This is a genomic window from Nostoc sp. DSM 114160, assembly GCF_053470305.1.
This window is the reverse complement of record NZ_JBPFGO010000003.1, coordinates 1,172,863-1,199,585: the sequence shown is the minus strand read 5'-3', so window position 1 is coordinate 1,199,585 and position 26,723 is coordinate 1,172,863. Positions and strand designations below refer to the sequence as shown.

The following is a 26,723-nucleotide window of genomic DNA, read 5'->3' as shown; positions in this document are numbered from 1 at the left end:
TACTACAGACTTTTAAAACATCCTCTTAGAATGCAATAGCCCTGGATTAGAGCAGAAAGTCAAAACTGTGTATTTATAGTAAGATTATCAGCAAGTTTTATTTGCTGATCGTATATGATTTTTCGGGGATTAAGTCGAAAAGCAAGGCTACTATTTACGAGATTTTTACTGCTAGTGTTCATTGCAGTTATTGCGTTGTGGCAACTCTCCCCAACCCAATCCCAGTTAGTACAGCAAAAAAGCAATTACGCGATCCATATTCAACAAAACTTTAATCAATCTGCTTTTTATCCCATTTCCCAAATTCCATCTACAAACCTTTATAAACCTATTGGCGATTGGATAGGAAGGTTAATTTTACCAACAAAACAGCAGTTACAAGATGGTTTAGATTGGGTATGGATGGAAGTACAATATGCACCACCTACAGCACAAAATTTGGTAGGTCAAATTGTGCGTTTGGAGTGGAAAAAGAATAAAAATTTGCTGGCTTTGGAACGAGCCGTAACGCGAGATATAAATTTCACTCCTGAAGTGATTAAAAGTCAAAAACAAGGAAATATTCATCCTTTTCGACTAAATGGAGTTCGTCAGGTAGGGATTTTACGCTCTTTGGCTGGTGCAAATCCTGATGATGAAACAATTGTTGTTTTAGATTCAACTACAATCATTGATGCCAATCAAGAAAAATCTATTTTGCAAATTGAACGCGAACCTGTTTTGGCAACTGGGAGATTTTATGGGTTGGTAAAAATAATTAAACCGATTGAATCTCAATATAAAACTAGTTTATTTCCCAAGGAAAAGCAATATAACGATTATTTTTTGGTACAACATTATAATCCTAATGCAAATAAATTTAATGGGATTGAAGAAACTATTCGCATTCCCCAACAAGCAATAGATTCGCGAAATTTTGCTCCTTCAAGTTCGCAGCAAATCGAGCGATCGCCTGCGGGTGAAGATGGGTGGTATATTTATGGGGCTGCCGATACAAAGGGCGTATTTACGGTACGCGCACTTGCACCTCGTTCTCTGTTGCAAATTCAACCCCGTCAAATTATTACTGGTAAGGAATTAGGGCTAAATTACATCCAAGATATAAATTGGCAAAATACTAAGAACAATAAAGGTAAATTCAATACTGTATTATTAAAATCTGGAGAAACACAAAATTCACTTAATCAATCTATATCAACATGGCAAGAAGGCAATAAAGCTATTGTTCTACACCTATTCGGTGGAATTGGCGGACGTAAAGCTGAACCATTAGGAGTACCTTATACTGTCACCGGACATTTCGCTTTTGGAATTGCAGAAGTTGTCCGCGATGAGTTTACTAAAAAATTACGCTTTGAGACTAAATACCAGCAAATTTATGCCCATAACCCTGATGGAATTATTGCCGGAACGCATACATGGGCTGATTACATGGGTAATTTACAACGTGGTTGGCTAGCAACACGTCCAGTATCAGATATTCTGATCGAATTCGACCCTGTAACGCAGGATTATGATTTCGATGGTGTCAAACTTTCGCCTTTAAAAGAATTTCAGCAACAATTACAGGTAACAATGGCACGTTATCGAGTTGGTGATGGAACTGGTGGCGCAATGGTATCACCTGCTACCTCATGTGTCCAAGACTCAAGTCAAGCACTTTATGCTGCGATATTAGCAATTAAAAACCAAGTTGCTATAACTCCTCAAATTCAAACTTGGATACGCGCCAACCCTAATCACCCGCAAACTTTACGCTTTCAGCAGCTAGTTGAATTAGGTCAATCTTTGGAACAACAGTTAGCACCCTTGGGTATAGTTCGCGCTGATTGGCAAAGTCAAGCAGGTATACTCGCAGGTACGGGCAGAGGAAAAACGACGAAACCATTTCAAGATCGTAGTATTTGGGCTGGTTTGACAACATGGCGAACAATAATGCCTAGACTTGCACACGACGACCTAGCCGCAATATTTTTAAAACATGGCGCAACTATGCAAGTATTGCGAACTAATCAAGTCGGTGGTTGGGAATCTAATATTACACCCATTGCCCCAACAGCACTTTTAGGACAAATTAAGATTCCTTTTACCAATATTTCACCACTTTCAATTCTTTTAAATCGCGTTTTAGCGTCCTTAGTAGTTCCAAGGCTAAAAGATTGGTTAGTTATTGTTGTACTGCTGGTAATTTATAGTATTTTTGCTCTACCTTATGGTTGGAAATTTGGATTTTTACAGATAGAACTATGGTCTGCAAATTGGACTAATAAATGCTTGTTAATATTACGTTGCTTATTTTTACCTGCAATTGTGGAAGAACTCTTTTTTCGCGTTTTTTTGCTTCCTCATCCTAGCGAAATTACCAGTTGGTTCCAATGGTCTTTGTGGGTAATAGTGAGTTTAGTATTATTTATTTTGTATCATCCCTTAAATGCTAAAACATTTTTTAAAGCTGGAATTACTACATTTTTTAATCGTGTTTTTCTTGTTTTAGCGGCATTTTTGGGAATTATCTGTACTGTTGCATATACCCTCACAGGATCTTTATTTGCGATCGTTTTAATTCACTGGGTTATTGTAGTAGTTTGGTTAATCGTTTTTGGAGGAATCAGAAAATTAGATAATCAAAAAATTCAGAATGCTAAGGTTTAAGGAGGCAGGGGGCAGGAGGTAGGAGTCAATAATGCTTGCTTAAGGCTAAAACTTGATGCCTTTATTTAGCATTACTAAATCTAGGACAACCTTCCTCAGCCCCCTTTTTACAACAACCGCAAAACTTTTTATTAGCGATCGCACTACAACTAGTATTGAGCAACACGCTGCTAAGGCACAATCAGCACTGGGCAAGGAGAAAGGTTAATCACGCGAGTGGTAACGCTATCATCCGCTCCCTCTTCAGTCAAGCCTAGCCCCCGACAGCCCATGATAATTAAATCTGCCCCAATTTCATCAGCAACATCGCAGATCGTAAAAGCTGGTTTGCCTTGCCTTTCTAAGGTTTCAGATTGAATACCTTGCCCAGAAAATAAAGATTGGGCATTTTCCAGCAGTTTCGCAACTACTTCTGGCAACACCATCGGATCGTCTGCGCTAGGCGCGTCTGGAGGTGGTTCTTCTACCACAGACAGCAGCACCAAGCGACTGCTGTATTTTTTAACTACGTTGGTGACAACATCAGCAGCTTCCCGCGTTTCCCGGCTTTGATCGATAGGAAATAATACCGTCTTAAATATATCTGTCACTTGGGTACCCCTGACTCCGGTAAAATCTTGATGGTTCTACTTTCAAAACAATAACAAAAAGGCAATCAGGAGAGTTTGGTGTGTCCAAAAAAAGTTTAGCAAGTTTATCTTCGGCTGATATATCTGGGAAACGTGCCTTAGTGCGGGTTGACTTTAATGTGCCTGTGGACGATCAAGGCAACATTACCGACGATACTCGCATTCGCGCCGCTCTACCAACCATCCAAGATTTGACGCAGAAGGGAGCTAAGGTCATTCTCGCCAGCCATTTTGGCCGTCCCCAAGGGTGTGGATGACAAATTACGCCTAACTCCCGTTGCCAAGCGTCTGTCTGAGTTACTGGGGCAAGAAGTCGTTAAAACTGATGATTCCATTGGTGATGAAGTTGCAGCGAAAGTTGGCGCGTTGCAAAATGGCCAAGTGCTGTTACTCGAAAATGTCCGTTTTTACCCAGAAGAAGAGAAAAACAATCCAGAATTTGCGGAAAAATTGGCAGCTAATGCTGATTTTTATGTAAATGATGCTTTTGGTACTGCACACCGCGCCCATGCTTCCACTGAAGGTGTGACTAAATTCCTCAGTCCTTCTGTGGCTGGATATTTGGTTGAGAAGGAATTGCAATATCTGCAAAACGCCATTGAAAATCCCCAACGTCCTTTAGCGGCAATTATTGGCGGTTCCAAAGTTTCCAGCAAAATTGGCGTAATTGAAACACTGCTAGAGAAGTGCGACAAGCTGATCATCGGTGGTGGGATGATTTTCACCTTCTACAAAGCCCGTGGTTTGAATGTTGGTAAGTCTTTGGTAGAAGAAGACAAGCTGGAACTAGCGAAATCTTTGGAAGCTAAGGCTAAGGAACGGGGCGTTGCTTTATTGCTTCCCACCGATGTGGTATTGGCAGATAACTTTGCCCCAGATGCCAATTCTCAAACCGTTAGCATTGAGAATATCCCCGATGGTTGGATGGGTTTGGATATTGGGCCAGACTCGGTGAAATTTTTCCAAGAAGCCCTTGCAGATACCAAAACGGTAATTTGGAACGGGCCAATGGGTGTGTTTGAGTTTGATAAATTTGCGAAAGGTACGGAAGCGATCGCTCATACTCTGGCTGAAATCGGTAAAACTGGCACAACTACCATTATCGGCGGTGGTGACTCAGTAGCGGCTGTGGAAAAAGTTGGTTTAGCCGACCAAATGAGCCATATCTCCACCGGCGGCGGCGCTAGCTTGGAGTTACTTGAAGGCAAGGAATTGCCTGGAATTACAGCTTTAGATGATGCTTAATATAGACGTTACAGCAATTTTCAGCTAATTAAACCATCGTTAGGGGCGCACATCTGTGCGCTTCTAGCGTAAATAGGAGAAAAACTGTGGAAACCAAATGGCTGGAATGGGCACAGAAGTTACAAGCGATCGCTCAAAATGGTTTGACTTATTCTGAGAATGTTTATGATATAGAACGTTACAAACAATTACGAGCGATCGCCACGGAAATCATGGCGAGTTACTCAAATGTAGAACACAGCTATATTCTCGATTTATTTAGCCGTGAACTCGGATATGCAACTCCCAAAGTTGATGTGCGAGGAGCAATTTTTCGTGACGATACTATATTGTTAGTCAAGGAGCGAGTAGACGGCTGCTGGACTTTACCTGGTGGATGGGCTGATGTTGGCGAGTCGCCCAGTGAGGCAGTTGTGAAAGAAATATATGAAGAATCTGGATACCAAGCACGTGCAATCAAACTCTTAGCTGTCTATGACAGAAACAAACAGGGACATCCACCATTACCGTTTTATATCTACAAGCTGTTTTTTCACTGCGAACTTATTGGTGGTTCTCCATCATCAAGTATTGAAACTGAAGAAGTAGGTTTTTTTCCTGAAGGTGCGTTACCAGAACTTTCTCTCGGACGTGTGACACCAGCACAAATAAATCGACTTTTTCAACATTATCGCCAACCAAATTTACCGACAGACTTTGATTAGTATAGGAATCCGGTTTGATTTCTGAAAAAAATCCGTACACTTATAATCCTCTTCTTCACTATTGCCTATTGCCTATTGCCTGTTCCCTGCCTCTACGAGTAATTTCAAAAATCAAATACTAGTCCTATAGCTCCTTCAATATTTAATATACTTGGGCAACTTTTTTAGATAAGATACTACTACAGAAATTTCCTATCTACACTAATTAACTATATAGTTCGATCCGATAGTTTGCTACCAAAATAAATGCATAGCAATGATTCAAATTACTCAACAACAAACAATCCAGCACCACCCAAGACTGGGAATTGAAGTCCTGCGCGGTTGCAATCTTAACTGCCTCACAGAAATAGAGTCGCGTGAATTAAAAGAATCACTTTGGAAACATGGCGTTGTAGTCGTTAGACAGCAACAGATAACTGCACAACAATTAAAAGAATTTGCCAAGCAGACCTTTGGCGATTTTATGTTTGGCGGCCCTCCGAAAACATTAGATCCTGAGATTAGTCCAGATTTACAAAGCCAATATGTTTATATATTGGGCAATCCAAAGGGGCCGGTTGCCGATCCAGCCGGGAAATATGCGTGGCAATGGCATCATGATAAAGATGGCCTCCCCAGTACAGAGGGACTGGATATGAACGCACTATATGTTGTGATGCTTTATGGAATACAAGTGCCGGAAGGTGTAGATGGGCAACCTCACACTACTGAGTTCCTCGATATGGTAGAAGCTTACAATAATCTAGATCCTCAACATCAGCAGCAATTAGAGCAGATGTCGATGTATCACTCGCCACCAAGATTTTCTCAAAAACCCAATGCAGATACTGATATACCGAAGAAACTGCATCCCATTGTGTCCACTCACAAAGTCACTGGTAAAAAGGGATTATATTTAGGTTCGGACACTGCGATCGCAGTTGGTATGGAAGATCGACCAGAGGAAGCAAAACGTTTCTGGGAGGATTTGTTTGCAACTGTTCTAGACTGCACGCCAGTCTACTCCCATGTTTGGCAGCCAGGAGATATTATTTTTTGGGACAACTCACAAGTGATGCACAGAGGTAGACCTTACGATCCAACCAAACACCAGCGAATTGCGTTGCGTTTAGGTGTAGTGCAGACAGATTGAAAGACACTACTACAATAGACTTCTTGGCATTGTGGGGAAAAGGGTAAGGGGTAAAGGGTAAAGGTATGGAATTTTCCCTTGTCCAGTAACCTTTAATATGTACCCCAACATTTGTCTAAGCTAGTAAAGAAAAGTTTGTAGTAAGCACTTTAGTGCTTAGAAAATTAAAGACTAAAGTCTTGACTACGAACTTGCTTACTATCAAATTAAATTTGACAGACCACTAGTACAACACGGCGGAAATAAACCAATCATTCCAAATCAACGAAACCCTTATGCTGTATTCATTTTTAATTTTTAATTTTTAATTTTTAATTTTTAATTTTGCCTTGCGGTACTAGGGCGTTGTCTCAGGTGTTGGTGTTGGTGTTGGTGTTGGTTCAGGTGTGGAGGTTTCTGTAGGCGTGGGTGTTTGGGTAGGTGTCGGCGTTGGCGTGGGAGTTGGTGCAGGTGTGGATGTTTCCGTGGGCGTGGGTGTTGGTGATGGGGGAGCGATGGGATTTTCCGCTGTAATAGTGAGTTGATAATCTACTGGTTTCGTTGCTGTGGAAACTACGACAAACTCATAAAATCCATTTTCTGGTAATTTAGTTGACAAACTACGCTTAGTAGAATCTTCTAAAAATCGAATTTTGCCAGAGGGTGAATAGACTGATAACAAAACTTGGGAATTTGCTTCTAGCTTCAAATCCAGAGATTGGTCTTTGGCAAGTCCGGCAATGAATACTTTACCACTACCAGATTGGAGAGTACCATTGACTGTTTTGCCAGTAGCTCCCGGATCGAAGACAAGTTTCTGGAAAGCGCTACCGTCAAGGATTGCACTGAGTCGATCGCTAACAAATCCATACCAAACTTGTCCTATGGGCTGACCTTGAAAACTTTTACCCCGTTGCTCAGGAAATACACGTAAGAATGCAGCATCTCCCAAATCATATAAAGAACGACTACCAACGTTAATTTTGTTGACTTCCACTTTCCAGCGATCGCGTTCAGCAGTTGTGTAAGTTCCTAGTTTTTGGCGGGCATTATTACTCAGTGGTGCAAGCTTTTCTAGTAATTCCGAAGCTGTTTTATCCCATTCTGCGCGCAAACTCTCATCTTCAGGGCCATTACTGAGAGTACGTCCCCGTAAACTGGGATTTCTGTCCCAAAAAACTTGATTCACTAAGTTCACGTAGAAGTTAGAGTCAATACCCAACTGTTGACGGCGATCGCTTAATTTTTCTTTGCGTTCTCTTTCTGCTGGCGAATATTGCGCTAGAGGATCGGTTGGTTGTTCGCTAGTTGGAATGGGACTGGCTGTAGGATTAGGGTTGACTTGCCCCACATCTCGTCTGCCATTCAATCCCCACCAAATTAATCCCACACTCCCAACTACTAGCGCCGCCACAATAAAGGTTTTTGTTGGTGTCCACCAGGAGGAAGAGGGGGAAGATGAGGGATATGACGGATATGCAGGGGTTGGGGAAGGTGGGGGAGGTGGGGAGACGGCGACGGTGGCGGCTGTGGGTTGTGGTGGAGTGGGATATTGAGTTGGCGGATAATTCGCTGGGGGTGAGTTGAGGGCTTGGAGTACTTGACGGGCTGATTGATAGCGATCGCTTGGTCTAGCGGATAGCATTTTATCTAATACTTGTGCCAGATTTTGACTCAGATTAACTTCCCGTCGCCACTGCCAGGTGAGAGTATAAGTATCAATTAATTCTTGGGGTTGTTTCCCTGTCAGTAATACCAACATTGTTGCAGCCAAAGCATACAAGTCGCTGTGGGGAGATACTAACCCAGTTTGCATTTGTTCTGGCGGTGCAAATCCGATTTTTCCTAATAAGGTTGGTGCTGGCGGAGGTGCAACCATGCCGGGTTGGTAATATTCGGAAGCTACGGTTGCTACTACTTGTTTGACACCACCAAAATCAATTAAAACTGGCAGTTTGTCAACAGTCCGAAGCATTAAATTATCTGGAGAAATATCTCGATGAATTACTCCTAGTGAATGAATGTATTCCAACACTGGCAAAATTGAAAAGAATAATTGGCGTATTTCCGCCTCTGTAAAGCGTAAACCCTGTTGTAGTCGGGTATTTAACAAAGAATTGTAAGTTTCCCCTTCTACATAATCTTGCACCAAAAATAGATATTCTTTGCCCCCTAAATTCAGCCGCAGCAGTTCCCGGAAACGGGGAATTTGGGGATGTTGCAGTTTATAAAGAACACTCGCTTCTCTCTCAAAGAGTTCTTCAGCTTTTTGGACAACGTAAGCGGTTTGAACTTGGGGGGAAAATTCTTTTAAAACACAAAGTTCGCGGAAACGGTTGACATCTTCAGCCAAATAAGTGCGTCCAAAGCCACCTTGGCCAATTTGACGCACGATCGCATAGCGATCGCCTAAAGTCATTCCTGGTTGGATACTATAACTCATGGGCGTATCCAACAAATTCTCACCACACTGGAGACAAAAGCGGCTACCTGGGGAATTTTCATGTCCTTTAGAACAATATATTTTTGTCATTTGTCACTTGTCATTTGTTATTAAGTTATTTCTCCCCAGTCGCCTTATTTGCCAGATTGTACTTTACTGACTCGATCGGCTGCGATCGCATACCAAATTTGACCAAAAGTCTGTTGATTTAGTTTCTTACGCTGTTGATCGGGAAACAAGCGATCGAATTTTTCATTTGTGTCTTTGGTCAATTGATCGATTGTATAGTTCCCAAACTGCCCCGATCGCGCTTGTCGTCTCCATGTATCGTAATCTTTTTGACTATAGTTTCCTAATTTCCGACGAGCTGCTGTACTGAGGTCAGCCTGTTCTAGTTTATCTAATAAATTATCGGCGATATCAGACCATTCATCTCGTAAACCAGCATCTTCAGGTTTAGATGTCAAGCTACGTCCCTTTAATTCTGGTTTTTTTGTATAAAATAAATCGTCTACTGTGCGAATAAAAAATCCTTCGGTAATTTTTAGGTCTTGACGACGACTGATAATTTTCTGGAGGTCGCTATTTTTTTCTTTGTCGCCGACTGGTTTACCGCTGGGATTGGGAAACTGGGGGATTTGCGGTAATGAAATTGATGGAATAGTAATTGAAGTTACACTCTTAATCACTGCATTTACTACCGCCCAAGCACCTGCGCCAGTTAAAACAACTAAAGCCGTTCCCCCTAAACTCATCACAAAAGGGCGAATCCAAACAGGGAAAGATGCCGGTTTAACAATTGCTTGCGTTTGCCTCTGAAATCTGCTCATAACAGCACTGGCGCGTTGTCTTCCCGGAGCAACTACCATCGTCTTGATCTTGGTGGTAATATAATTACCTGAAGATTTAGTTGCAGTTGGCGATGGTAAATCTCTGAGGATTTGCTCGGCTCGTTGGTAGCGATCGCTCGGTCGATAAGCCAGCATCTTTTTTAACACTGTTTCTAGTTTGGGACTAACTTGGATTTCTTTTCCCCACCTCCAAATTCCCTGATAGCTGTCGTATAGTTTCTGCGGTTCTTGACCTGTGAGTAACACCAGTGATGTCACCGCTAAAGAATATAAATCGCTACTAAAAAATGCTTTTCCCTGCCGTAGCTGTTCTTCGGGAGCGTAACCTTTTTTACCCAGTAAAGTATTATTTTCAGCCAACTTGGTACGCCAAAAACCTTGAGAAGCTGGCAATTGCTTGACGCCACCAAAATCAATTAGTACTGGTAGATTATCAGAACGCCGCCAAATTAGATTATCGGGAGAGATATCGCGGTGAATTACATCTTGTGAGTGGATGTATGATAATACAGGTAAAATTTGTTGCAGGAGGGTGATTACTTCCTCTTCACTAAAGGTTTTTCCTTGACTTTCACGCTGTTCTAATAACTGGTAGTAATTCTCACCATCCACATAATCTTGCACTAAAAAGAAAAAATCTTTAGTACCTATCTTCACTTGTAACGAGGCGTGAAAACGGGGAATCTGTGGATGCTGGAGTTTTTTTAGGACATTAGCTTCTCTCTCAAATAACTCTTTAGCTTTTTGTAAATCTTGATTTTCTTGTACTTGGGGTGCAAATTCCTTCAGCACACAGGTTTGATGGGATTTATTGATATCTTCCGCCAAATAGGTGCGTCCAAAACCACCCTGTCCTAGATGACGGATAATTTGATAGCGATTATCCACAACCTGTCCCACAGCAAGAGGTAATGGTTCGCCACAATGGGTGCAAAAGCGGTTACTACCATTATTTGTGTGTTGTTTACTGCAATAGAGCTGCATGGTGCTGAAGGATAAATTAAGGTTTTATTTAATGACTACAACGCACATACCTTCATTTTCGGATATTCTACGAATTACGTAGCTTGCTTCTCGCATGAAGGCGAGTATTACGAATTACGAATTATTTTAAACGGTGTTGGTTCTACTTCAGGATAAATAAGCAAGTGTCATGAACGGCAAATCAAGACAGCAGCAAGTAATTAAAGCATTTGAAGATTTTTTGTCTACCCCCCTAGAAACTCTACTGCAAAGGCATCTCAACACTCAAACTTCAGCAGCTTTGAGTTTATTTCACGATGTGGCGGCGAATGTACCAGCCTACAAGGCGTTTTTAGCAGAAAGGGAAATTAATCCCGCGACTATTCAAACCTTAGAGCAGTTTCAAAAACTACCAGCGATCGCTAAACAAAATTATATACTGCGTTATCCTCTAGCTGACTTGTGCCGCAACGGACAACTCCAAGCGTGCGACATGATAGCTGCTTCATCAGGTTCCAGTGGGAAACCGACATTTTGGCCTCGTTTTTTCACAGATGAACTCCAAATCGCCACACGCTTTGAACAGATTTTTCACGATAGTTTCTATGCAGATACCAGACGTACCCTAGCAGTGATTTGTTTCACTTTAGGCACTTGGGTAGGTGGAATGTTTACCACTAATTGCTGTCGTTATCTTGCTAGCAAAGGTTATCCCATCACTGTAATTACTCCTGGTAACAACAAAGAAGAAATCTTGCGAGTTGTCCAAGAACTTGGTTCAGGTTTTGAGCAAGTCGTGTTATTAGGATACCCGCCATTTTTAAAAGATGTGATTGACACTGGTATCGCTCGTGGGGTGGAGTGGCAGCAATATCAGATTAAATTAGTCATGGCGGGAGAAGTATTTAGTGAAGAATGGCGGAGTTTAGTTGGCGAAAGAGTTGGTTCGCGAAATCCTTGTTATGATTTTGCATCACTTTACGGCACTGCGGATGCGGGAGTTTTGGGTAATGAAACCCCGTTAAGTATCTGTATTCGCCGTTTTTTGGCAGAAAATCCCGATGCAGCTAGAACTTTATTTGGGGAATCGCGTTTACCCACGCTAGTACAATACGATCCTTTCACTCGCTTTTTTGAAGTTCAAGATGGCGGATTGCTGTTTTCGGGAGATAATGGTATTCCCTTAGTGCGTTATGACATCTTGGATACTGGTGGGATAATTAGTTATGATGCCATGCTGCAATTTTTAGCAGAATGGGGATTTAACCCGTTGGAAAATCTCCGTTTCGATACTCAAGAATCACCAAGAGGTATTCATCAGCTACCTTTTGTTTATGTCTTTGGACGTTCTAACTTTACAGTTTCCTACTTTGGCGCAAATATCTATCCCGAAAATGTGACGGTGGGATTAGAACAACCAGGAATTCAAGAATGGGTGACGGGTAAATTCGTGTTGCAGGTGAAAGAAGATGCTGATAAAAACCGATTTTTATCTGTAGTTGTGGAATTAGCTGTAGGGGTAGAGGGTAATGAAGCCCAAAGACTTGCGATCGCTTCTTCTATTCTTTCACAATTGTTACGTCTCAATAGTGAGTTTGCTAATTATGTTCCCGTAGAATATCAAACACCACAGGTTACATTAGCTCCAATGGGGGATTTTGAATATTTCCCGATTGGGGTGAAACATCGGTATACGCGTCAATAGTATAAGACGCGATGAATCGAATACAGGAAGAAGACGCGATGAATCGAACACAGGAAGAAGATGCGATGAATCAAACACAGGAAAAAGACGCGATGAATCGCGTCTCTACAAGGGGGGATGGGGTGGTTGTTCGCGATCGCTTTCCCAATTAATTGGGTTATTGATAATATATTGTCTAATTTGATCGAGGGCGAATTGGTTGCGAATTATATTGTCATGAAACCTTTCTTGCCACCCAAAACCTTCATAAATTTGATTAATTTCAAATGTACATCGTCCTTTGTACCATCTAATAATTTTAGAAAGGGAATTTTTAGACAACATCGGGTTAAATAACCCAGTAACCCCACCTCGTTGCATATCCCCCCTTGTAGAGACGCGATGAATCGCGTCTTCTTCCTGTGTTCGTGGATTCATCGCGTCTCCTTCTCGTATTTGATTAATAATCAAAATTCCATGAATATGATTAGGCATGACACAAAACGAATCTATCTGGCAATTAGAAAAATAATTAGGAATCTCGTACCACAATTTATGAGCAATTTCTCCAATTAGCGATCGCTGCATTTCACCCTCTACAATATCACCAAAAAAGCATTTTTTAGCGTCGGTGCAAATAGTAACGAAATATCCGGCATTGCTGGCATAACTCCATGCTGGTAAGCGTGTTGAATCAATTCGATATTTACCTTTGTATTTGGGTTTGTTGTTTTGTGGTTGAGGATCGTAATGATTCATAATTACATCTTTGATATCAAAATTTCTGCAATTATTGCTTTGCATTGATGTAATTGCCAACCCAAAAAACTCGGAATTATTCGCGCTATGTAAATGATGGGAAGGAAGAAGACGCGATGAATCGCGTCTCTACAAGGGGGCGATCGCAAAAACGATCGCATTTTCATTCTGTTTACGATATCTGTTTTATTAGGGGCGATGCATTCCCTGGATTGCGGAAAGATCGGACGTGATAGATTTACGAGACGCTTACGAGATGGGATGAATCGCGTCTTTGCAAGGGATTGCTGCTTCTACATTTCGGCATCTCTATGGTATTTGGTACAATATCCAAGATATTCAGTGAAATTTCAGGGTAACTGAAACTTCTTAATAATCGGAATCGCTATCTCTACCGTTGTATCTGTATTTATGGGAAAATTTCATCTAAATATTTAAAGTGATATGTCAGAAACACCTCAAGACGACGGCATTTGGATTGTTACCGATGAAACGCCGCAAATATCGATTCCTGACGGTGCTAAAGGCGGGAGTGGTAATACACGCGGTTGGGGAGACGAAGCTATCAGGGAAAGTATTGGTAGCAAAGGCGTAGGAGATGCGGTTAAGGTTAGCGCTCAAACATTAGAGCAAAATATGACTCACTTTCTCAAAGTTGTGGGGAATTTGTTTAGTCAAGCCCAACAGCAAGCAAAAGTCAACTCCAAGATGCAGCTAGATGAAATTGAGTTGTCGGTAGAAATTAGTGCCGAAGGAGAAGTTAAATTAATTGGCAATGGTGCTAAAGCTGGGAGTAAAGGAGCAATTAAGCTGAAGTTCAAGCGCCAAGAACCATAATGAGATGGCAAAAAATTGGGCGATCGCGATCGGAATTAACCAGTATGATTATCTGCAACCGCTAAACTATGCCAAGCGGGATGCACAGTTAATGCAGGAGTTTCTGGCGAATGAAGCCGGATTTGAGCGGATATTCTTCTTCTCTGATGACTCCCCTGATGTTGCTGGAAAATCAACCCGCCCAACTCGCACTAATTTGCTGCGAATTTTACGGCAGTTATTTGAGAATCCCTTTATGGGAGCAGGGGATAATTTCTGGTTTTTCTTCAGTGGTCATGGGATAAGATACGCTGACCGTGATTATCTCATGCCCTGTGATGGCGATCCAGAGGATATTGAAAACACGGCAATTGCGATTAACTTTGTGAGTGAACGTCTGCGTCGCTGCGGTGCTGATAATGTTGTCTTGATTCTGGATGCTTGTCGCAATGAAGGTAAAAAAACAGGTGAAGGAATTGGGCGACAAACCGCAGAAGAAGCACGTCAACAAGGAGTCATCAGCATTTTTTCTTGTATTCCCCAGCAGTATTCTTATGAAATTGAAGCTTTACAACAAGGTGCTTTTACAACTGCGTTACTAGAAGGGTTAGGAATTAAAGGTCAATGCGCTACTGTTGAACGATTGGAGCAATATCTTAAGTTTCGCGTGCCTGAACTGGTTCGCCAGTATAAGAATACAAGGCAAACGCCTTATGTGATTGCTGAACCTGTGAATAAATCTCACCTAATACTTGTGCCACGATATGCAACCCTAGCAGATATCGCCACGTTGAAAAACGATGCTTACCAAGCAGAAGTAAACAGGAATTTAGATTTAGCAGAGCAATTATGGATTCGGGTATTAGCTGCGGCTTCAGGGCAAGATATGGAGGCGGTGAGAAGTTTACAAAGAATTGAACGGTTGCGAAATAGTTCTGCAATTCCTGATTTACCTCAGCAAACAATTCCACAAGGATCTAAGTCAGCCACAAATACACCTATAAATAGACCTTTTCAAATTCCAACTCCCAAGCCAACCCCACCATCCCCGATTAATAATACTCAGACTTCTGGTGCAGGACAATTTCCAGCATCTACAATTTCAAAACCTTCTTCGCCATCAAAAAACCTAATATTGCCTAACTGGTCACGACGACGTGTAATTAACACTACTGGGTTTGCAATTGCTGGGTTGGGTTTGACAATTGTAGTACCACGTTCTTACCCATCTAATTCATTTGTTGAAGACTTAGGAAATAGTATTACCCTAACAATGGTGAAGATACCAGGGGGAACCTTTATGATGGGTTCACCGGAAGGAGAAGCAGAGAGAAATAAAGATGAAAGTCCACAGCATCAGGTAAAAGTACCTGGGTTCTTCATGGGTAAGTATGAAATTACCCAGGCACAGTATAAAGCAATTACGGGTAGTAATCCTTCCAACTTCAAAGGTGAGAAACGACCTGTAGAACAGGTGAGTTGGGATGATGCAGTAGAATTTTGTAAAAAATTGAGCCAAAAGACAGGAAAAACCTATCGACTACCCAGTGAAGCTGAATGGGAATATGCTTGTCGTGCGGGAACAACTACACCATTTTATTTTGGTAAAACGATTACCACAAATTTAGTTAACTACAACGGTGAGTATCCTTACGGCTCTGCACCAAAAGGGGAATATCGTCAACAAACAACAGATGTAGGAAAATTTCCGCCAAACTCTTTCGGTTTATACGATATGCATGGTAATGTATCAGAATGGTGTCTAGATGTATATAATGACAATTACCTGAGTGCGCCAAAAGATGGTAGTGCGTGGCTGACTGATAAAGATAATAACATAAGACTGTTGCGTGGTAGTGGTTTTATCAGCGTTGCCAAGAATTGCCGTTCTGCCTATCGCATTGGGTATACGCGCTCGTATCGTTACGGCAGTATTGGTTTTCGCGTGGTGGCTGTAGCGTGAATACTCCCCAAAGTCAGAGTTGAGAAGTAGGAATTTATCGAGCGTACACCAGGGAGTCCAGACCTGAACCAGCGAGGAAGGCGACAACCTCCGAATATAAAACCGAGTCGGATAGCTTGGTAGGTTGCAAAACCGAACAGTTGTTCGACTCAATTAATTCTGCAATATTTAAAAGAAACTTCTAAAATCTAGCTCATTTTTAATTGTTCTAATTTTTGTCTAATCAAAATTTCCACTTCCTCAATCTCAGCATTCGATTTTGGGATGTCAAAAGTCTCTGGAGATGCTTCAGATGTAAAGCGGTCAACAAAAGCACGAAACGCTGCTTTGTTGTCGGGGTGAGCAATGACGAAGGCTCTTAACTCGGTTTTGCTCATGCTGCTAAATTCTGGCTCAATCACAAGAACCTCTAAAGACCATTGCGATAGATTTCTACCTCTATGTTATCTCCTGCCAAAATAAACACATTACCTGTTTGCTCATCAAGGCGGATAATGTAAATAGGAGTGAATGTATTGGTCAAAGATTGACATACTATGACACACCTGATGCCTTGTTCAGCAGTTGGCAAGATTTGTATACCTCATAACCGCATAGCTTGGAATCAGAATAGCAGGTAAGGGAAAAATATCAAATTATCTATGTTGTAAATTGATAAGGCAGTGTTTTTCAATCTCGCCATCAAATATCGAATCTAAATACCCGTCATAAAACTTAATTACGAATTACGTTAGCGTAGCCCATTACGAATTACGAATTATTTAATGGTGCGTTGTCACAAAGGTCAACGCACCCTTATCTAAAGAAACGGCGAGTCCAAACAATCACTTCACAGATGCCACTGTTTGGTTTACTACTGGGCGTGGTTTCTTGCGGTCTGACCTGCGCGTTCCACCAGCCATCTCATATTCATCACTATATTTGCCATAGCAAGATGCAACGTTTAACAGCATTTGCTCAGAATAAGTATTCAACTCACGTTCTGCTTCTATCAATGCATTGTGTGTCTTATTTACTACTGTTTGTGCTTGATTATAAGCGGCTAGCTTTTCTCGTAACTCAATTACTTTGGTGTTGTAAGTAGCAATTGAAAACCCATTACTAAAGTCTAACTCAGGGTTAATTGTCTGCATTCCTTCAATCCGTCGTTCAGCTTTGGTCAGCGACATGGAGTTTCGTTTGCGTTGCGTCATATAGTTTTCCTATTTGGATTTATTTATAAATAACCCGGACTTTATACACTGAGTTATTTATATATCATCACAATACGCAACAAGCAGATGCACTAGCCACAGTGAAGTTACAGAATTATAAAAGCATTGGATGGCATTAGCCAACTAGATAGATGCGGGTATATTTGCTGAAATTCGTTGAGAAAAGCTGGTTTTGAAGTCGCAAAAGCTTGTTTTGATGTCGCAAAAGCTTGTTTTGGAGTCGCAAAAGCTGGTTTTGATGTCGCAAAAGCTGGTTTTGATGTCACAAAAGCTGGTTTTGAAGTCGCAAAAGCTAGTTTTGAAGTCGCAAATGCTGGTTTTGAAGTCGCAAAAGCTGGTTTTGAAGTCGCGGTATCTCATGTAAGGACGCAATTTATCGCGTCTAAAAAACTGACACGTTAGAGAGACGCGATAAATCGCCGTCTCTACAAAGAATGTACTCGTCAATTATTCTTTGACAGACTACTAACTAATAGTAACAACAGCTACTATCGCATCGGCTAGAGGGGGATGAGACTAAGCACACTAAAAATTTATTTTTATAACTGAAAATTTTATTTTATTTATATGTTAAGTAACTTTTAGGATGTTATCTGTATAATCTATCATTCAGTCTGAATTATCGAATGTATAATCTATCATTCAGTCTTATTGATTATTAACCTCTATTACTCATTATAGGTTGAAGTTTGGGAATTAAGGGATCTCTTTTTAAGACATAACATACCACTCACTTAGTAGTTATTTATTAACGAAATTTGAGAAGTTATGTAGGCATACTCTATCCTAGACATGACCTAAACTTGTGCTTCAAAAATCATGAGCCATTATATGAATAGTTAGCACGTTAACAGTACTATCCAATGTCTCAAGACTTATTAAACTCCTTTCAAGAAGCATACAGCAATCTCGAACTGTTTCCGTTAATGGAACGGAACGAAATGGAAAGATTTCGAGTCGAATATGGTGATGATTTGATTGCAGACCTGAACCAATTAGTAGAAGATAGCCCTAATGGAGATGGCAAAATTGTCTTTACAGGACATCGGGGATGTGGTAAGTCTACTTTGTTAGCTGAATTTAGCCGACAAATTCAAAATAAATATTTTGTAGTTCTGTTTTCTATTGCCGATAAAATTGAAATGTCGGCGGTTAATCATATTAATATACTGTTTGCGATCGCAGTTAATTTAATGACAGAGGCAGAAGCTCGCAAAGTTGATATTCCGCAATCTACTAAAGAAGCTCTTTATAAGTGGTTCGCTACCCGCACTCGTACTGAAGAATCCAATTTGCAAGCAGAAGTAAGTATAGGTTTTGACCTTTTAAAGTTGATTAGCTCTAAATTAAAAGCTGATGCTAGCGTTCGGGATGAAATCAAGCAAGAATTTGAACGCAAGTTATCAGATTTAGTTGCCAGAATTAACGAAATCGCTGCTTTAATTCAAGCTGCAACTAAACAAAACGTTTTAGTAATTATTGATGATTTAGATAAACTGGATTTAGGCAGAGTTAACGAAATTTATCGAGATAACATTAAAGCTCTTTGCCAACCTAACTTTCAAATTATCTACACTATCCCGATCGCAGTCCTTCGAGAAACATTTATTAGCACAATAATTGCCACCGAAACCAACGATCAAGTTGTGGCAATGCCTGTATTAAAAATATTTGATAAAGGGAAAAATCGCTTCCCAAATGCCCAACCTCGCCCAGAAGCAACAAAGATTCTCGGTGAAGTTTTACAAAAGCGGATTCCTAATGAATTAATCGCAGCAGATACGGCTGAAAAAATCGTAATTTACAGTGGTGGCGTACTACGAGAATTAATTCGGATTTCTAAGGAATGTTGCCGTATATGTTTGCGATCTATCCGGCGAAATCCTTCAGCCAAAGTTATTATTGATGATAAAATTCTTTTGCAAGCAATCAATAAAATTCGCAATGATTTTTCGATCCGGTTAGGAAAAACTGATATCGATATTTTGCAGAGTGTGTATGAACAATTTATGCCCAACGACCCCAAACAAGCAGAGTTTTTAGATTTGTTACATGGACTATATGTTCTAGAATATCGCACTGATGAAACTTGGTATGATGTTCATCCCATTATTATCGAAAGCTTGAGAAGACAGGGAGCCATTAATGTTAAATGAAGAATTATTAGATGATGAAGGAGCAAATCAGGATGCCTATGATGATTTAATTGTTTCTATTGAAGCTCAAAAGCGGGGATTAAATTTACTGATTGCGGTTTGCGATGATGCTAGCTTTCGCGATGAGATAATTACTCAATATGAAGCTGAATTACAACCAGCCTTCAGTGCATATCGAGTAACTTTAGCACGTCAGGAACCTAGCCTGAAAGCTGCTCTTAACCAACTAGTACAACAAGAAGAATATCTCCGTCAGCAAAACCCGGCGGTAATTACTGTGACGGGTGCTGAACAATTGTATTTTCTCAGGTTAGGAAATGAGCAATCGGAACAGGAGAAATTTTTTGGTTACTTACAGTGGACAAGGGAAGGATTGCGCGAATTTCCATTTGCGATCGTGCTTTGGGTAACTAATCAAATTTTAGTCAACCTAATTAAAAAAGCTCCTGATTTTTGGAGTTGGCGCAACGGTGTATTTCGGTTTGAATCTCAAAAGACAAATGCTATTCCTGGTAAAGAATTAGAAAATATCCGCTTTGTTTTTCGAGATACAGAATTAGCTAGCACAGATACTAATGAAACTAATCGCTTTTTCTTACCCATTCAAGATTTACAAAGGTTAATTGAGAAAGTAGAACAAGAACGGGGAACTAAAGACCCCACCTTGGCTACCTTATACTCAAGATTAGGCGATATTTACCACAGCAGATTAGATCGGGGTGAATCTCAAAATTATCAAGAAGAACAGGAATTAGCAATTAAATATTTGCGTCAGGCGAGTGAGTTACAAAATGAATTGGGTTTGCAGATAGACTTAGCTAATAGCCTCAACAATTTAGCAGGAATATATCGTGCAACAGGAAACTACAGCGAAGCCGAACCCTTATATAAACAAGCTTTAGAAGTGAGAAAACGCCTGTTAGGAGAAAATCATCCGGCTTTTGCTACTAGCCTGAATAATTTGGCAGGACTTTATAAATCTACTGGACAATATAGTAAAGCAGAACTTCTATATCAACAAGCTTTAGAACTGAGGAAAGGATTGTTAGGAGAAAACCATGCCGATGTCGCTGCCAGTCTGAACAATTTGGCATTACTATATGATGAACAAGGACGTTATGACGAAGCAGAACCTCTGTATTTGCAATCATTAGAACTCGAAAAACGTCTGCTGGGTGAAAATCATCTTTCTTTTGCTCTGATACTGAATAATTTAGCGCTACTTTATTATCATCAAGGACGCTACAGTGAAGCTGAACCTTTATCGCAACAAGCAATAGAATTAGATAAGCGATTTTTAGGAGAAGAAAATCCTGATGTTGCCACAGATTTGCACAATTTAGGTTTAATATACCGCGCTCAAGGACGCTACAGTGAAGCGGAATCTTTGTTTTTGCAGTCATTAGAACTCAAGCAGCGTGTATTACAAAAAGCGCATCCACTATTAGCAGATACGATCTATGCTCTTGGTTATATGTACAGGGAACAGGGGCGTTACAATGAAGCGGAACCCTTATGTATAAAAGCCTTAGAGCTTGATAAGCACCTATTGGGAGAAAATCATCCCAATGTTGCCGAAAGTCTGAATAATCTGGCAGAAATTTATCGTGAAACAGGACGTTACGGTGAAGCAGAACCGCTGTATTTGCAAGCTTTAGATATTTGCGAACGAGTGTGGGGTGTGAATCATATTCGCAGTGTCAATATTCGTCAAAATTTAGATAAACTTACTACAGCAATCCAGAATAATTAAAAGAAAGTAGCGATTTGAATAATCTGTAATGAAAAACCTAATAACAATGACTAGAAATGTTCGCAATATATCAGCTAAGATAAACAATTTATGACTCAAGCTATACCCAAATTAGTAACCTTTGAAGATTTTACAGCCTGCCGCCCTGAAGGTGGAAGGTATGAATTACATGATGGCGTGATTGTTGAAATAGCACAACCAGTAGGAGACCATGAAGATATCGTCGGGTTTTTGGTTGAAAAAATTGCAGTTGAGTACGTTCGCAATGGTCTACCTTATTTCATCCCAAAAACAGCATTAGTTAAATCTGCTATTAGTCAGTCTTGCTATTCTCCAGACTTGCTATTACTCAACCGCCCTGCTTTAAAATTAGAGCCACTTTGGCAGAAATATTCTACGGTTGAGTTTGCCGATTCTATCCCTTTAGTAATTGAAGTTGTTAGTACTAACTGGCGGGATGATTATTATAAAAAGCTAGGTGAATATGAACAAATAGGGATAAAAGAATATTGGATTGTTGATTATTTAGCTATCGGTGGTAAAAAGTTTATCGGTAATCCTAAACAACCCACTATCTCTATCTACCAATTAGTTGACGGTGAATACCGAGTTACCCAATTTAGAGGCGATGACCACATCGTATCACCTATTTTTCCCGAACTAAACCTGATTGCTCAACAGATTCTGCAAGCTGGTAGTTCCCAGTTCTAGCCGCGATCGCACACAAGTCATACTTATAGATACCCGACCTCTTAAACAAGTCGGGTATCTCTGGAAAGCTTGCTCAATTGTCCTTCAAATAAATCTACTAGCGAACGCCAACGAAACCAGCTTTCTCAATTGCTCTTTGCCCTTGGGTCAGTTAATAAAAGATTGGCATAAGCATTTCCAATCTGCTGTTCCCGTCCTTTATTCTGCTTAATAATCACAAACAAATTAGCAATCATCGGATAGCTGCCATTTTCGATCGCCTGAGTATTTAGTTGGTTGCGCTGACGCGGACACTGTTCAGGCGAAACCATCGGCGTTTGATAGGGGGTAATTAGCCGATCGGAAGTCTGACCCAATGGTAAAGCCTTCACGCTACATTGAAAGACTACCGAACGGGCAGAAGCATAATACACACCACCAGGGGTTTTACTGACTTGGCGCACTGCCTCTGTAGCCGAGTAGACATATTGCACATTAGAGCCAAATGCTTGCCCTTTTAAGTCACTATTGTTAGGAAATATTACTGTATCTGCGTCTTCTGGTCGTTGCGAAAAAGCTGTGATGGGTAGATTTGGCCCGCCGACTTGATTCCAGTTAGTAATTTTACCCAAATAAATTTGCTGCAATTGGTCGACAGTTAAACCAGGCACATTGAGTGATGGGTTCACTACCACTGCTATCCCATCTTTACCCACTTGGCGTTGTTCAAGGGTGAAGCCTCGCTCTTTTGCCATAGCTTGTTCTTCATTCGTGAGCGGACGGGAGGATTGAGCAAAGTCTATTTTCCCATCAAGCAACATCCGAATGCCAGAGCTAGAACCAGGACTACCATTAACAGGGTTTACGTAGCTTAATCGTAGTTCCGGGCGATCGCTCTGGATCTGAGAATCTACCAATTGCCGAATAGATGCCCAAGCGGTACTACCTCCGTAGTTGAATGATGCAGTGGGAACATCAGCAACTGTCTGAAAAGTTGATTCATTCTTAGAGATGCGATTTAAATTTTGATTAGAGGAATTAACGCTGTTAGAGGACGGTAAATTTGGCTTCAATAACCACCAAAGTAATCCGCCAATAACCATAAGTGTGAGAACTTTACCAATAATCAAACCTCTCAGAAAGAGGGAGATTTCACTGTTAATTAAAGCTTTTCTTTGATTTGTATTGTCCATATTTTTAAATATTGTTTCATTGTATTTATCTTACAGGAATATCTAAGTATTTATTCTACAGTCATCATGAAATATTTAAATTCAAACTAAATTTGTAATAGCTAGTTAATAGACAGTTTGATGATTGCTGCTAGATAATTAATTTTTCTAATTTAGTGAAATTAAATTTATTCTTTGGTAGTTTTTGCAATGGTGCAATTGCTTTGAGAGATTCTTCTGTTATGTGCTGATTTTAGCTAGTAGACTACTTATATTAGTTAATGACGAGAACTCAACCTTTCTATAAAACTCTTTAGTGGAGTAGGTTGGTTTGGAAGCGATGTCCCCGTATTAATGAATGTATAGATTAAAATTATTACTATCAAACTCGTAGTTGCACCAAGACCAATGCCCAGTAGCAAAATAAAGTTTCTATAAGTTAGCAAATAAATATCATCAGCCTTGTGGTTGATGTCAGTAGATTGTGAAGACTGTGATAACGCTACATCAGAATTAAGCGCTTGTAAAGCTTCTGTGGCAGACTGATAACGCTGGTTGTAGCGATCGCGAACCATTGTATCTAAAATATTTGCCAGAGCATCACTTACCTCTGCCTTGTCACGCCAGATAACTTCTCCAGTAGTGGGATCTTCTGGTAATTGCTCAGGCATTAAACCTGTTAAAGCTTGGATGCCAATCATCCCGACTGCATAAACATCGCTGCAAAGTTTTGGCTTTCCCTTAGCCTGTTCGCTTGGCATATAGCCAGGAGTGCCAACCGCAATTGTTAAGCCTGCTCCCAAAGCACCAATTTTCTTAATACTGCCAAAATCAATTAGCACAATCTTTTGATCGGAGTACCGCCGCATTAAGTTTTGAGGCTTAATATCTCGGTGAATAATATCGTGTTGGTGGACGAAAGCCAGTACTTCTAGGATGTCTTTTAATAAATTTACGACTGTATTCTCGTTCAGACGCTGACCCTGGGACAATTTCTTGAGTCAAGGCATGACCGTCAATATATTCCTGAACTAAATAGAAATCTCCGTTTTCATTAAAATGAGCAAACAGTCTCGGAATTTGCTCGTGGTTGTTGCCTAGCTGGTATAAAACTTCTGCTTCCCGATCGAATAGCTTTTTAGCAATGGGTAGAACAGCAGGGTTAGAATCTTTTGGATGGAAATGTTTGACCACACAATGAGGTTGTCCTGGTAAATCCAAGTCAATGGCCAAGTAGGTATCACCAGAACCGCCACTTCCTAACTGTTTGACAATCTCAAAGCGATTCCGAAGTGTTTTTCTGTTTAAAGAGGAGCGATGTCTGTTACCTATAGCACCCCCTACTAAGTAAGTATTCCCAGATTCTCCGCTTCCCATCACTTTGACAGTTTCAAAGCGACTTCGGAGTGTTTTTCTGACTAGAGGGTTCTGGCTCATGTGGCGTATACTACTTCTTAATTTACTGACCATTCAGAGCTTGAATGAGGTTATCAATAACTGCTTGCCGTTAGATTTGCCGATCTTTGCCGCAGTTAGCCATCGCGCGACCTATGCTTTGGATACCTTTGGTGCTTAGTTGCTTGACTGCTTTGTTGAATACCCTTACAAATATCTTAATACAAAATTAATTTATGAAATACTTCTGTAATAATATTACCACTTAAGTAAATTTAACACTAGTCCACAATTTAACTACTGTGGACAGAGAATAATATTTATGAGTTAAGATGGTTAATTCTTTTAACTGCTAAGTCTGATTACTGACGAAACCTTGAGCAGTGAAATTTAAAGGCACAAATAGCAATTAAAGTGTTCGCTAGAATTTTTCATCAGATTGTAGTCGTTACTAACTGCGATCGCGTTGTCAGATCGATGTGAGTTTGACGAAAAAACTAAAAAAGATTGGGTAAGTTTTTCAGATAGTTAGGTGCAACTTTTCAATCACTCACACATTTTACGATCTCGATCTACTAATGATTCTGGCAAATCTTTAATGCGTATTCGCTTCCATAAAATGCCACAATTAATATGTGTCATACCAATTGTTAAAAAAATGCATCCCTACCTATTCTTAGCAAGGGGAGGGTGCGCGTCAGCGCAGGTTGGGTATCTGTCGTAAACATTTTTGGAATTGGTATCAAATACTTCAATAGACCTCTTGCAGAAGTCGAATAGACCCCCCTTAATCCCCCCGATATATTAGGGGAAAACCTAAAACATTGCCCCTTTCCCTTATGAAGGGGAGGGTTGGGGAGAGGTGATTCAAGGGTTTTTGCAAAAGGTCTAATGAAAAAGCAAAATTACGAATTACAATACTTGCAATCTCTCGAATAACTTCAAATTCTTCTACTTTTATGACTAGAAGAAATATTAGAACTGTATTTTATTAAATTAAATCCGTATAAATTTGCGAACTTTCTTTATTTATTGGTTTACTTAGTCCTTATAACATTAATTTACAGTATATTAACTGGTTCTTCAATACTTTCTTTAAAACATCCTACTTTTCCGACTTTTCCCACCTTTGACTTCACTTAATTTTTGTATCACTTCCAATCACTCAGTTGCATCTAGCAAAAGTAATACTTGGAATAAATAGTCGAAGCTGATTTTTATATATTTTTATTTAATACCAATTCGTAATTAAGAAAGTTTTATATGGCATGGCTTTCGGGTTTTGAAAGTGTTGCCTCATTTTAGAGAATTGATATAACTTTTTTTAGGCAGCTAATAAATATACCTTATTTATGTTTCTAACCTTTGTATAAGGCAACACAAAAAAAATTTACTAGTGCGGCAAGTTGAATTTATTGGGTTGAATAATTCTGTTAATGATTAGATTTTGGTTTTTGTGAGTTTTTTAAACCCAACATTTTAAGCATTTCACGCTAGTAGGTTGGATTAAGAAAAGCGCAACCCAACAAAGTCCTGCAAATGTTAGGTTACTCTTCGAGAAGCCCCTTCGGGTCTACGTTCCTCAAACGCCACTTGCTACCCGAAGGAACGCTAAAAGCGTAGCTTGGTTCCCCGTAGGGGTAAAAATCGGGAAACCGGGCGCAGTGGCTCCCCAACCTATATAGTTTAAGGGACATCTTGCAAAAGTCAGAAATGCCAAGAAGTCTAAGGTTTTTGGGGCTAACCCAAGTGTATTGTTGTATGAGGGTAGCACTTCTACGTCTTTATACTCATTTTCACAAAGATTTTTATTCTGTTAATTAAAAAAGCCCCCTAGTGGGGGCTTATTAAGTTGTCCGCGTGGATTAAACAACTAGTTAATTAATACTTACAGTAGATACAGTAATCCGAACAAAATAATCCAAATTACGTCAACGAAGTGCCAATAGATTTCGGCTGCTTCAATGCCAAAGTGCTTTTCGTTACTATAGCGACCCGGAAGGCGCGATCGCCACAACACAGCAACAATCGCCAAAACGCCGATAGTCACGTGCAATCCGTGGAAACCAGTTAAAACGTAAAATGCACTAGCAAATAAATTGGTAGTTAAACCAAATTCTAAATGGGTATATTCATATACTTGACCAACCAAGAAGATAGCACCCATTGCAGCGGTAATTGCTAACCAGATTTGCGCACCCCGCGCATCGTTCTTTTTGATAGCAGTATCGGCATTGTGCATGACAAAACTACTAGAAATTAGATTGATGGTGTTGACTCCAGGTAACAAAAGTTCTAATTCTGGAGTACCTGCTGGCGGCCATGCAGGTAAGGTAGCACGGAAAGCCAAATAGGCTCCGAACAACCCCATAAAAATCATCCCTTCAGCAATTAGGAAGACAATTAGCCCAAACATCCGATGGTCTGGATGTTCTTCATGATGACCGACGGACGCTTCCGCTGCATGGTGATGATTTAGTTCGGTTTTAGCTGGGTCAATAGTTTGACTTTGCATGAATT

22 protein-coding genes and 2 pseudogenes are annotated in these 26,723 nt (G+C 40.3%); 13 read left to right on the top strand and 11 right to left on the bottom strand.

Annotated features, from left to right (window positions below):
* Positions 1 to 114 precede the first annotated feature (114 nt).
* A complete protein-coding gene (locus NSTCB13_RS30565; RefSeq protein ID WP_448274804.1) occupies positions 115 to 2,652 on the top strand; it encodes a CPBP family glutamic-type intramembrane protease in 2,538 nt (845 codons plus the stop codon).
* 170 nt (positions 2,653 to 2,822) lie between these two features.
* On the opposite strand, the gene NSTCB13_RS30560 is transcribed toward NSTCB13_RS30565, so the two are convergent.
* Entirely contained in the window at positions 2,823 to 3,233 is a 411-nt protein-coding gene (locus NSTCB13_RS30560; RefSeq protein ID WP_448275039.1) for a universal stress protein, read from the bottom strand.
* An 89-nt stretch (positions 3,234 to 3,322) separates the two neighbouring features.
* On the opposite strand from NSTCB13_RS30560, the pseudogene NSTCB13_RS30555 reads away from it, so the two are divergent.
* The 3 genes and pseudogenes from NSTCB13_RS30555 to NSTCB13_RS30545 all read left to right on the top strand — a co-directional run bounded on the left by NSTCB13_RS30555 (position 3,323) and on the right by NSTCB13_RS30545 (position 6,365).
* Positions 3,323 to 4,526: pseudogene (locus NSTCB13_RS30555) on the top strand (phosphoglycerate kinase).
* 86 nt (positions 4,527 to 4,612) lie between these two features.
* On the top strand, positions 4,613 to 5,230 hold the full coding sequence (locus NSTCB13_RS30550; RefSeq protein ID WP_445626727.1) for an NUDIX hydrolase: 618 nt from the start codon (positions 4,613 to 4,615) through the stop codon (positions 5,228 to 5,230).
* Positions 5,231 to 5,486: 256 nt separating this feature from the next.
* Positions 5,487 to 6,365 (top strand): TauD/TfdA dioxygenase family protein, encoded by an 879-nt coding sequence (locus NSTCB13_RS30545; RefSeq protein ID WP_448274803.1) that lies wholly within the window; start codon positions 5,487 to 5,489, stop codon positions 6,363 to 6,365.
* A 337-nt stretch (positions 6,366 to 6,702) separates the two neighbouring features.
* Here the strand turns inward: NSTCB13_RS30545 and NSTCB13_RS30540 are convergent, their stop codons facing one another.
* Together NSTCB13_RS30540 and NSTCB13_RS30535 are read right to left on the bottom strand one after the other, a co-directional pair.
* On the bottom strand, positions 6,703 to 8,877 hold the full coding sequence (locus tag NSTCB13_RS30540) for a protein kinase domain-containing protein (protein WP_448274802.1): 2,175 nt from the start codon (positions 8,875 to 8,877) through the stop codon (positions 6,703 to 6,705).
* Between the two features lie 44 nt (positions 8,878 to 8,921).
* Complete coding sequence (locus NSTCB13_RS30535) at positions 8,922 to 10,622, bottom strand: protein kinase domain-containing protein (RefSeq protein WP_448274801.1); 1,701 nt, start codon at positions 10,620 to 10,622, stop codon at positions 8,922 to 8,924.
* Between the two features lie 169 nt (positions 10,623 to 10,791).
* On the opposite strand from NSTCB13_RS30535, the gene NSTCB13_RS30530 reads away from it, so the two are divergent.
* Both NSTCB13_RS30530 and NSTCB13_RS30525 read left to right on the top strand, forming a co-directional pair.
* Positions 10,792 to 12,306 carry a phenylacetate--CoA ligase family protein gene (locus tag NSTCB13_RS30530; RefSeq protein ID WP_448266364.1) on the top strand — a complete coding sequence of 505 codons (1,515 nt, stop codon included), beginning with the start codon at positions 10,792 to 10,794 and terminating at the stop codon, positions 12,304 to 12,306.
* A gap of 11 nt (positions 12,307 to 12,317) precedes the next feature.
* Positions 12,318 to 12,458: a hypothetical protein gene (locus NSTCB13_RS30525; RefSeq protein ID WP_448274800.1), complete on the top strand. Its 141-nt coding sequence runs from the start codon at positions 12,318 to 12,320 to the stop codon at positions 12,456 to 12,458.
* Here NSTCB13_RS30525 and NSTCB13_RS30520 read toward each other — a convergent pair.
* On the bottom strand, positions 12,412 to 13,044 hold the full coding sequence (locus NSTCB13_RS30520) for a transposase (RefSeq protein WP_448274799.1): 633 nt from the start codon (positions 13,042 to 13,044) through the stop codon (positions 12,412 to 12,414). The genes NSTCB13_RS30525 and NSTCB13_RS30520 overlap by 47 nt on opposite strands.
* Positions 13,045 to 13,097: 53 nt before the next feature.
* Here NSTCB13_RS30520 and NSTCB13_RS30515 point away from each other — a divergent pair, with 53 nt between their 5' ends.
* The 3 genes from NSTCB13_RS30515 (at position 13,098) to NSTCB13_RS30505 (ending at position 15,823) form a co-directional block, all read left to right on the top strand.
* Positions 13,098 to 13,277 (top strand): hypothetical protein, encoded by a 180-nt coding sequence (locus tag NSTCB13_RS30515; RefSeq protein WP_448274798.1) that lies wholly within the window; start codon positions 13,098 to 13,100, stop codon positions 13,275 to 13,277.
* Positions 13,278 to 13,488: 211 nt separating this feature from the next.
* Positions 13,489 to 13,881: a Pepco domain-containing protein gene (locus tag NSTCB13_RS30510; protein ID WP_448274797.1), complete on the top strand. Its 393-nt coding sequence runs from the start codon at positions 13,489 to 13,491 to the stop codon at positions 13,879 to 13,881.
* 4 nt (positions 13,882 to 13,885) lie between these two features.
* The gene (locus tag NSTCB13_RS30505; RefSeq protein ID WP_448274796.1) at positions 13,886 to 15,823 is read left to right on the top strand and encodes an SUMF1/EgtB/PvdO family nonheme iron enzyme; all 1,938 of its coding nucleotides are present in this window, start codon (positions 13,886 to 13,888) and stop codon (positions 15,821 to 15,823) included.
* A gap of 188 nt (positions 15,824 to 16,011) precedes the next feature.
* Here the strand turns inward: NSTCB13_RS30505 and NSTCB13_RS30500 are convergent, their stop codons facing one another.
* The 3 genes from NSTCB13_RS30500 to NSTCB13_RS30490 all read right to left on the bottom strand — a co-directional run bounded on the left by NSTCB13_RS30500 (position 16,012) and on the right by NSTCB13_RS30490 (position 17,016).
* Positions 16,012 to 16,224 (bottom strand): DUF6887 family protein, encoded by a 213-nt coding sequence (locus NSTCB13_RS30500; protein WP_179073234.1) that lies wholly within the window; start codon positions 16,222 to 16,224, stop codon positions 16,012 to 16,014.
* Positions 16,225 to 16,232: 8 nt separating this feature from the next.
* The gene (locus NSTCB13_RS30495; RefSeq protein ID WP_448274795.1) at positions 16,233 to 16,394 is read right to left on the bottom strand and encodes a DUF6888 family protein; all 162 of its coding nucleotides are present in this window, start codon (positions 16,392 to 16,394) and stop codon (positions 16,233 to 16,235) included.
* A 253-nt stretch (positions 16,395 to 16,647) separates the two neighbouring features.
* A complete protein-coding gene (locus NSTCB13_RS30490; protein WP_448274794.1) occupies positions 16,648 to 17,016 on the bottom strand; it encodes a hypothetical protein in 369 nt (122 codons plus the stop codon).
* Positions 17,017 to 17,193: 177 nt separating this feature from the next.
* On the opposite strand from NSTCB13_RS30490, the gene NSTCB13_RS30485 reads away from it, so the two are divergent.
* The 4 genes from NSTCB13_RS30485 (at position 17,194) to NSTCB13_RS30470 (ending at position 21,657) form a co-directional block, all read left to right on the top strand.
* On the top strand, positions 17,194 to 17,439 hold the full coding sequence (locus NSTCB13_RS30485; protein ID WP_448274793.1) for a hypothetical protein: 246 nt from the start codon (positions 17,194 to 17,196) through the stop codon (positions 17,437 to 17,439).
* Positions 17,440 to 17,900: 461 nt separating this feature from the next.
* The gene (locus NSTCB13_RS30480) at positions 17,901 to 19,193 is read left to right on the top strand and encodes an ATP-binding protein (RefSeq protein ID WP_448274792.1); all 1,293 of its coding nucleotides are present in this window, start codon (positions 17,901 to 17,903) and stop codon (positions 19,191 to 19,193) included.
* Positions 19,183 to 20,946, top strand: a complete 1,764-nt coding sequence (locus tag NSTCB13_RS30475) for a tetratricopeptide repeat protein (protein WP_448274791.1) — start codon at positions 19,183 to 19,185, stop codon at positions 20,944 to 20,946. The genes NSTCB13_RS30480 and NSTCB13_RS30475 overlap by 11 nt, the downstream gene beginning before the upstream one ends.
* Before the next feature lie 90 nt (positions 20,947 to 21,036).
* The gene (locus NSTCB13_RS30470; protein ID WP_448274790.1) at positions 21,037 to 21,657 is read left to right on the top strand and encodes a Uma2 family endonuclease; all 621 of its coding nucleotides are present in this window, start codon (positions 21,037 to 21,039) and stop codon (positions 21,655 to 21,657) included.
* A 97-nt stretch (positions 21,658 to 21,754) separates the two neighbouring features.
* Here the strand turns inward: NSTCB13_RS30470 and NSTCB13_RS30465 are convergent.
* The 4 genes and pseudogenes from NSTCB13_RS30465 to NSTCB13_RS30450 all read right to left on the bottom strand — a co-directional run bounded on the left by NSTCB13_RS30465 (position 21,755) and on the right by NSTCB13_RS30450 (position 26,718).
* A pseudogene (locus tag NSTCB13_RS30465) lies at positions 21,755 to 22,829 on the bottom strand (PstS family phosphate ABC transporter substrate-binding protein).
* Between the two features lie 257 nt (positions 22,830 to 23,086).
* Positions 23,087 to 23,800, bottom strand: a complete 714-nt coding sequence (locus NSTCB13_RS30460) for a protein kinase domain-containing protein (RefSeq protein ID WP_448274789.1) — start codon at positions 23,798 to 23,800, stop codon at positions 23,087 to 23,089.
* Positions 23,691 to 24,245 (bottom strand): hypothetical protein, encoded by a 555-nt coding sequence (locus NSTCB13_RS30455; RefSeq protein ID WP_448274788.1) that lies wholly within the window; start codon positions 24,243 to 24,245, stop codon positions 23,691 to 23,693. Before NSTCB13_RS30455 ends, NSTCB13_RS30460 begins: the two co-directional genes overlap by 110 nt.
* Before the next feature lie 1,846 nt (positions 24,246 to 26,091).
* Positions 26,092 to 26,718, bottom strand: a complete 627-nt coding sequence (locus tag NSTCB13_RS30450; protein ID WP_448274787.1) for a cytochrome c oxidase subunit 3 — start codon at positions 26,716 to 26,718, stop codon at positions 26,092 to 26,094.
* Between the last annotated feature and the right edge of the window lie 5 nt (positions 26,719 to 26,723).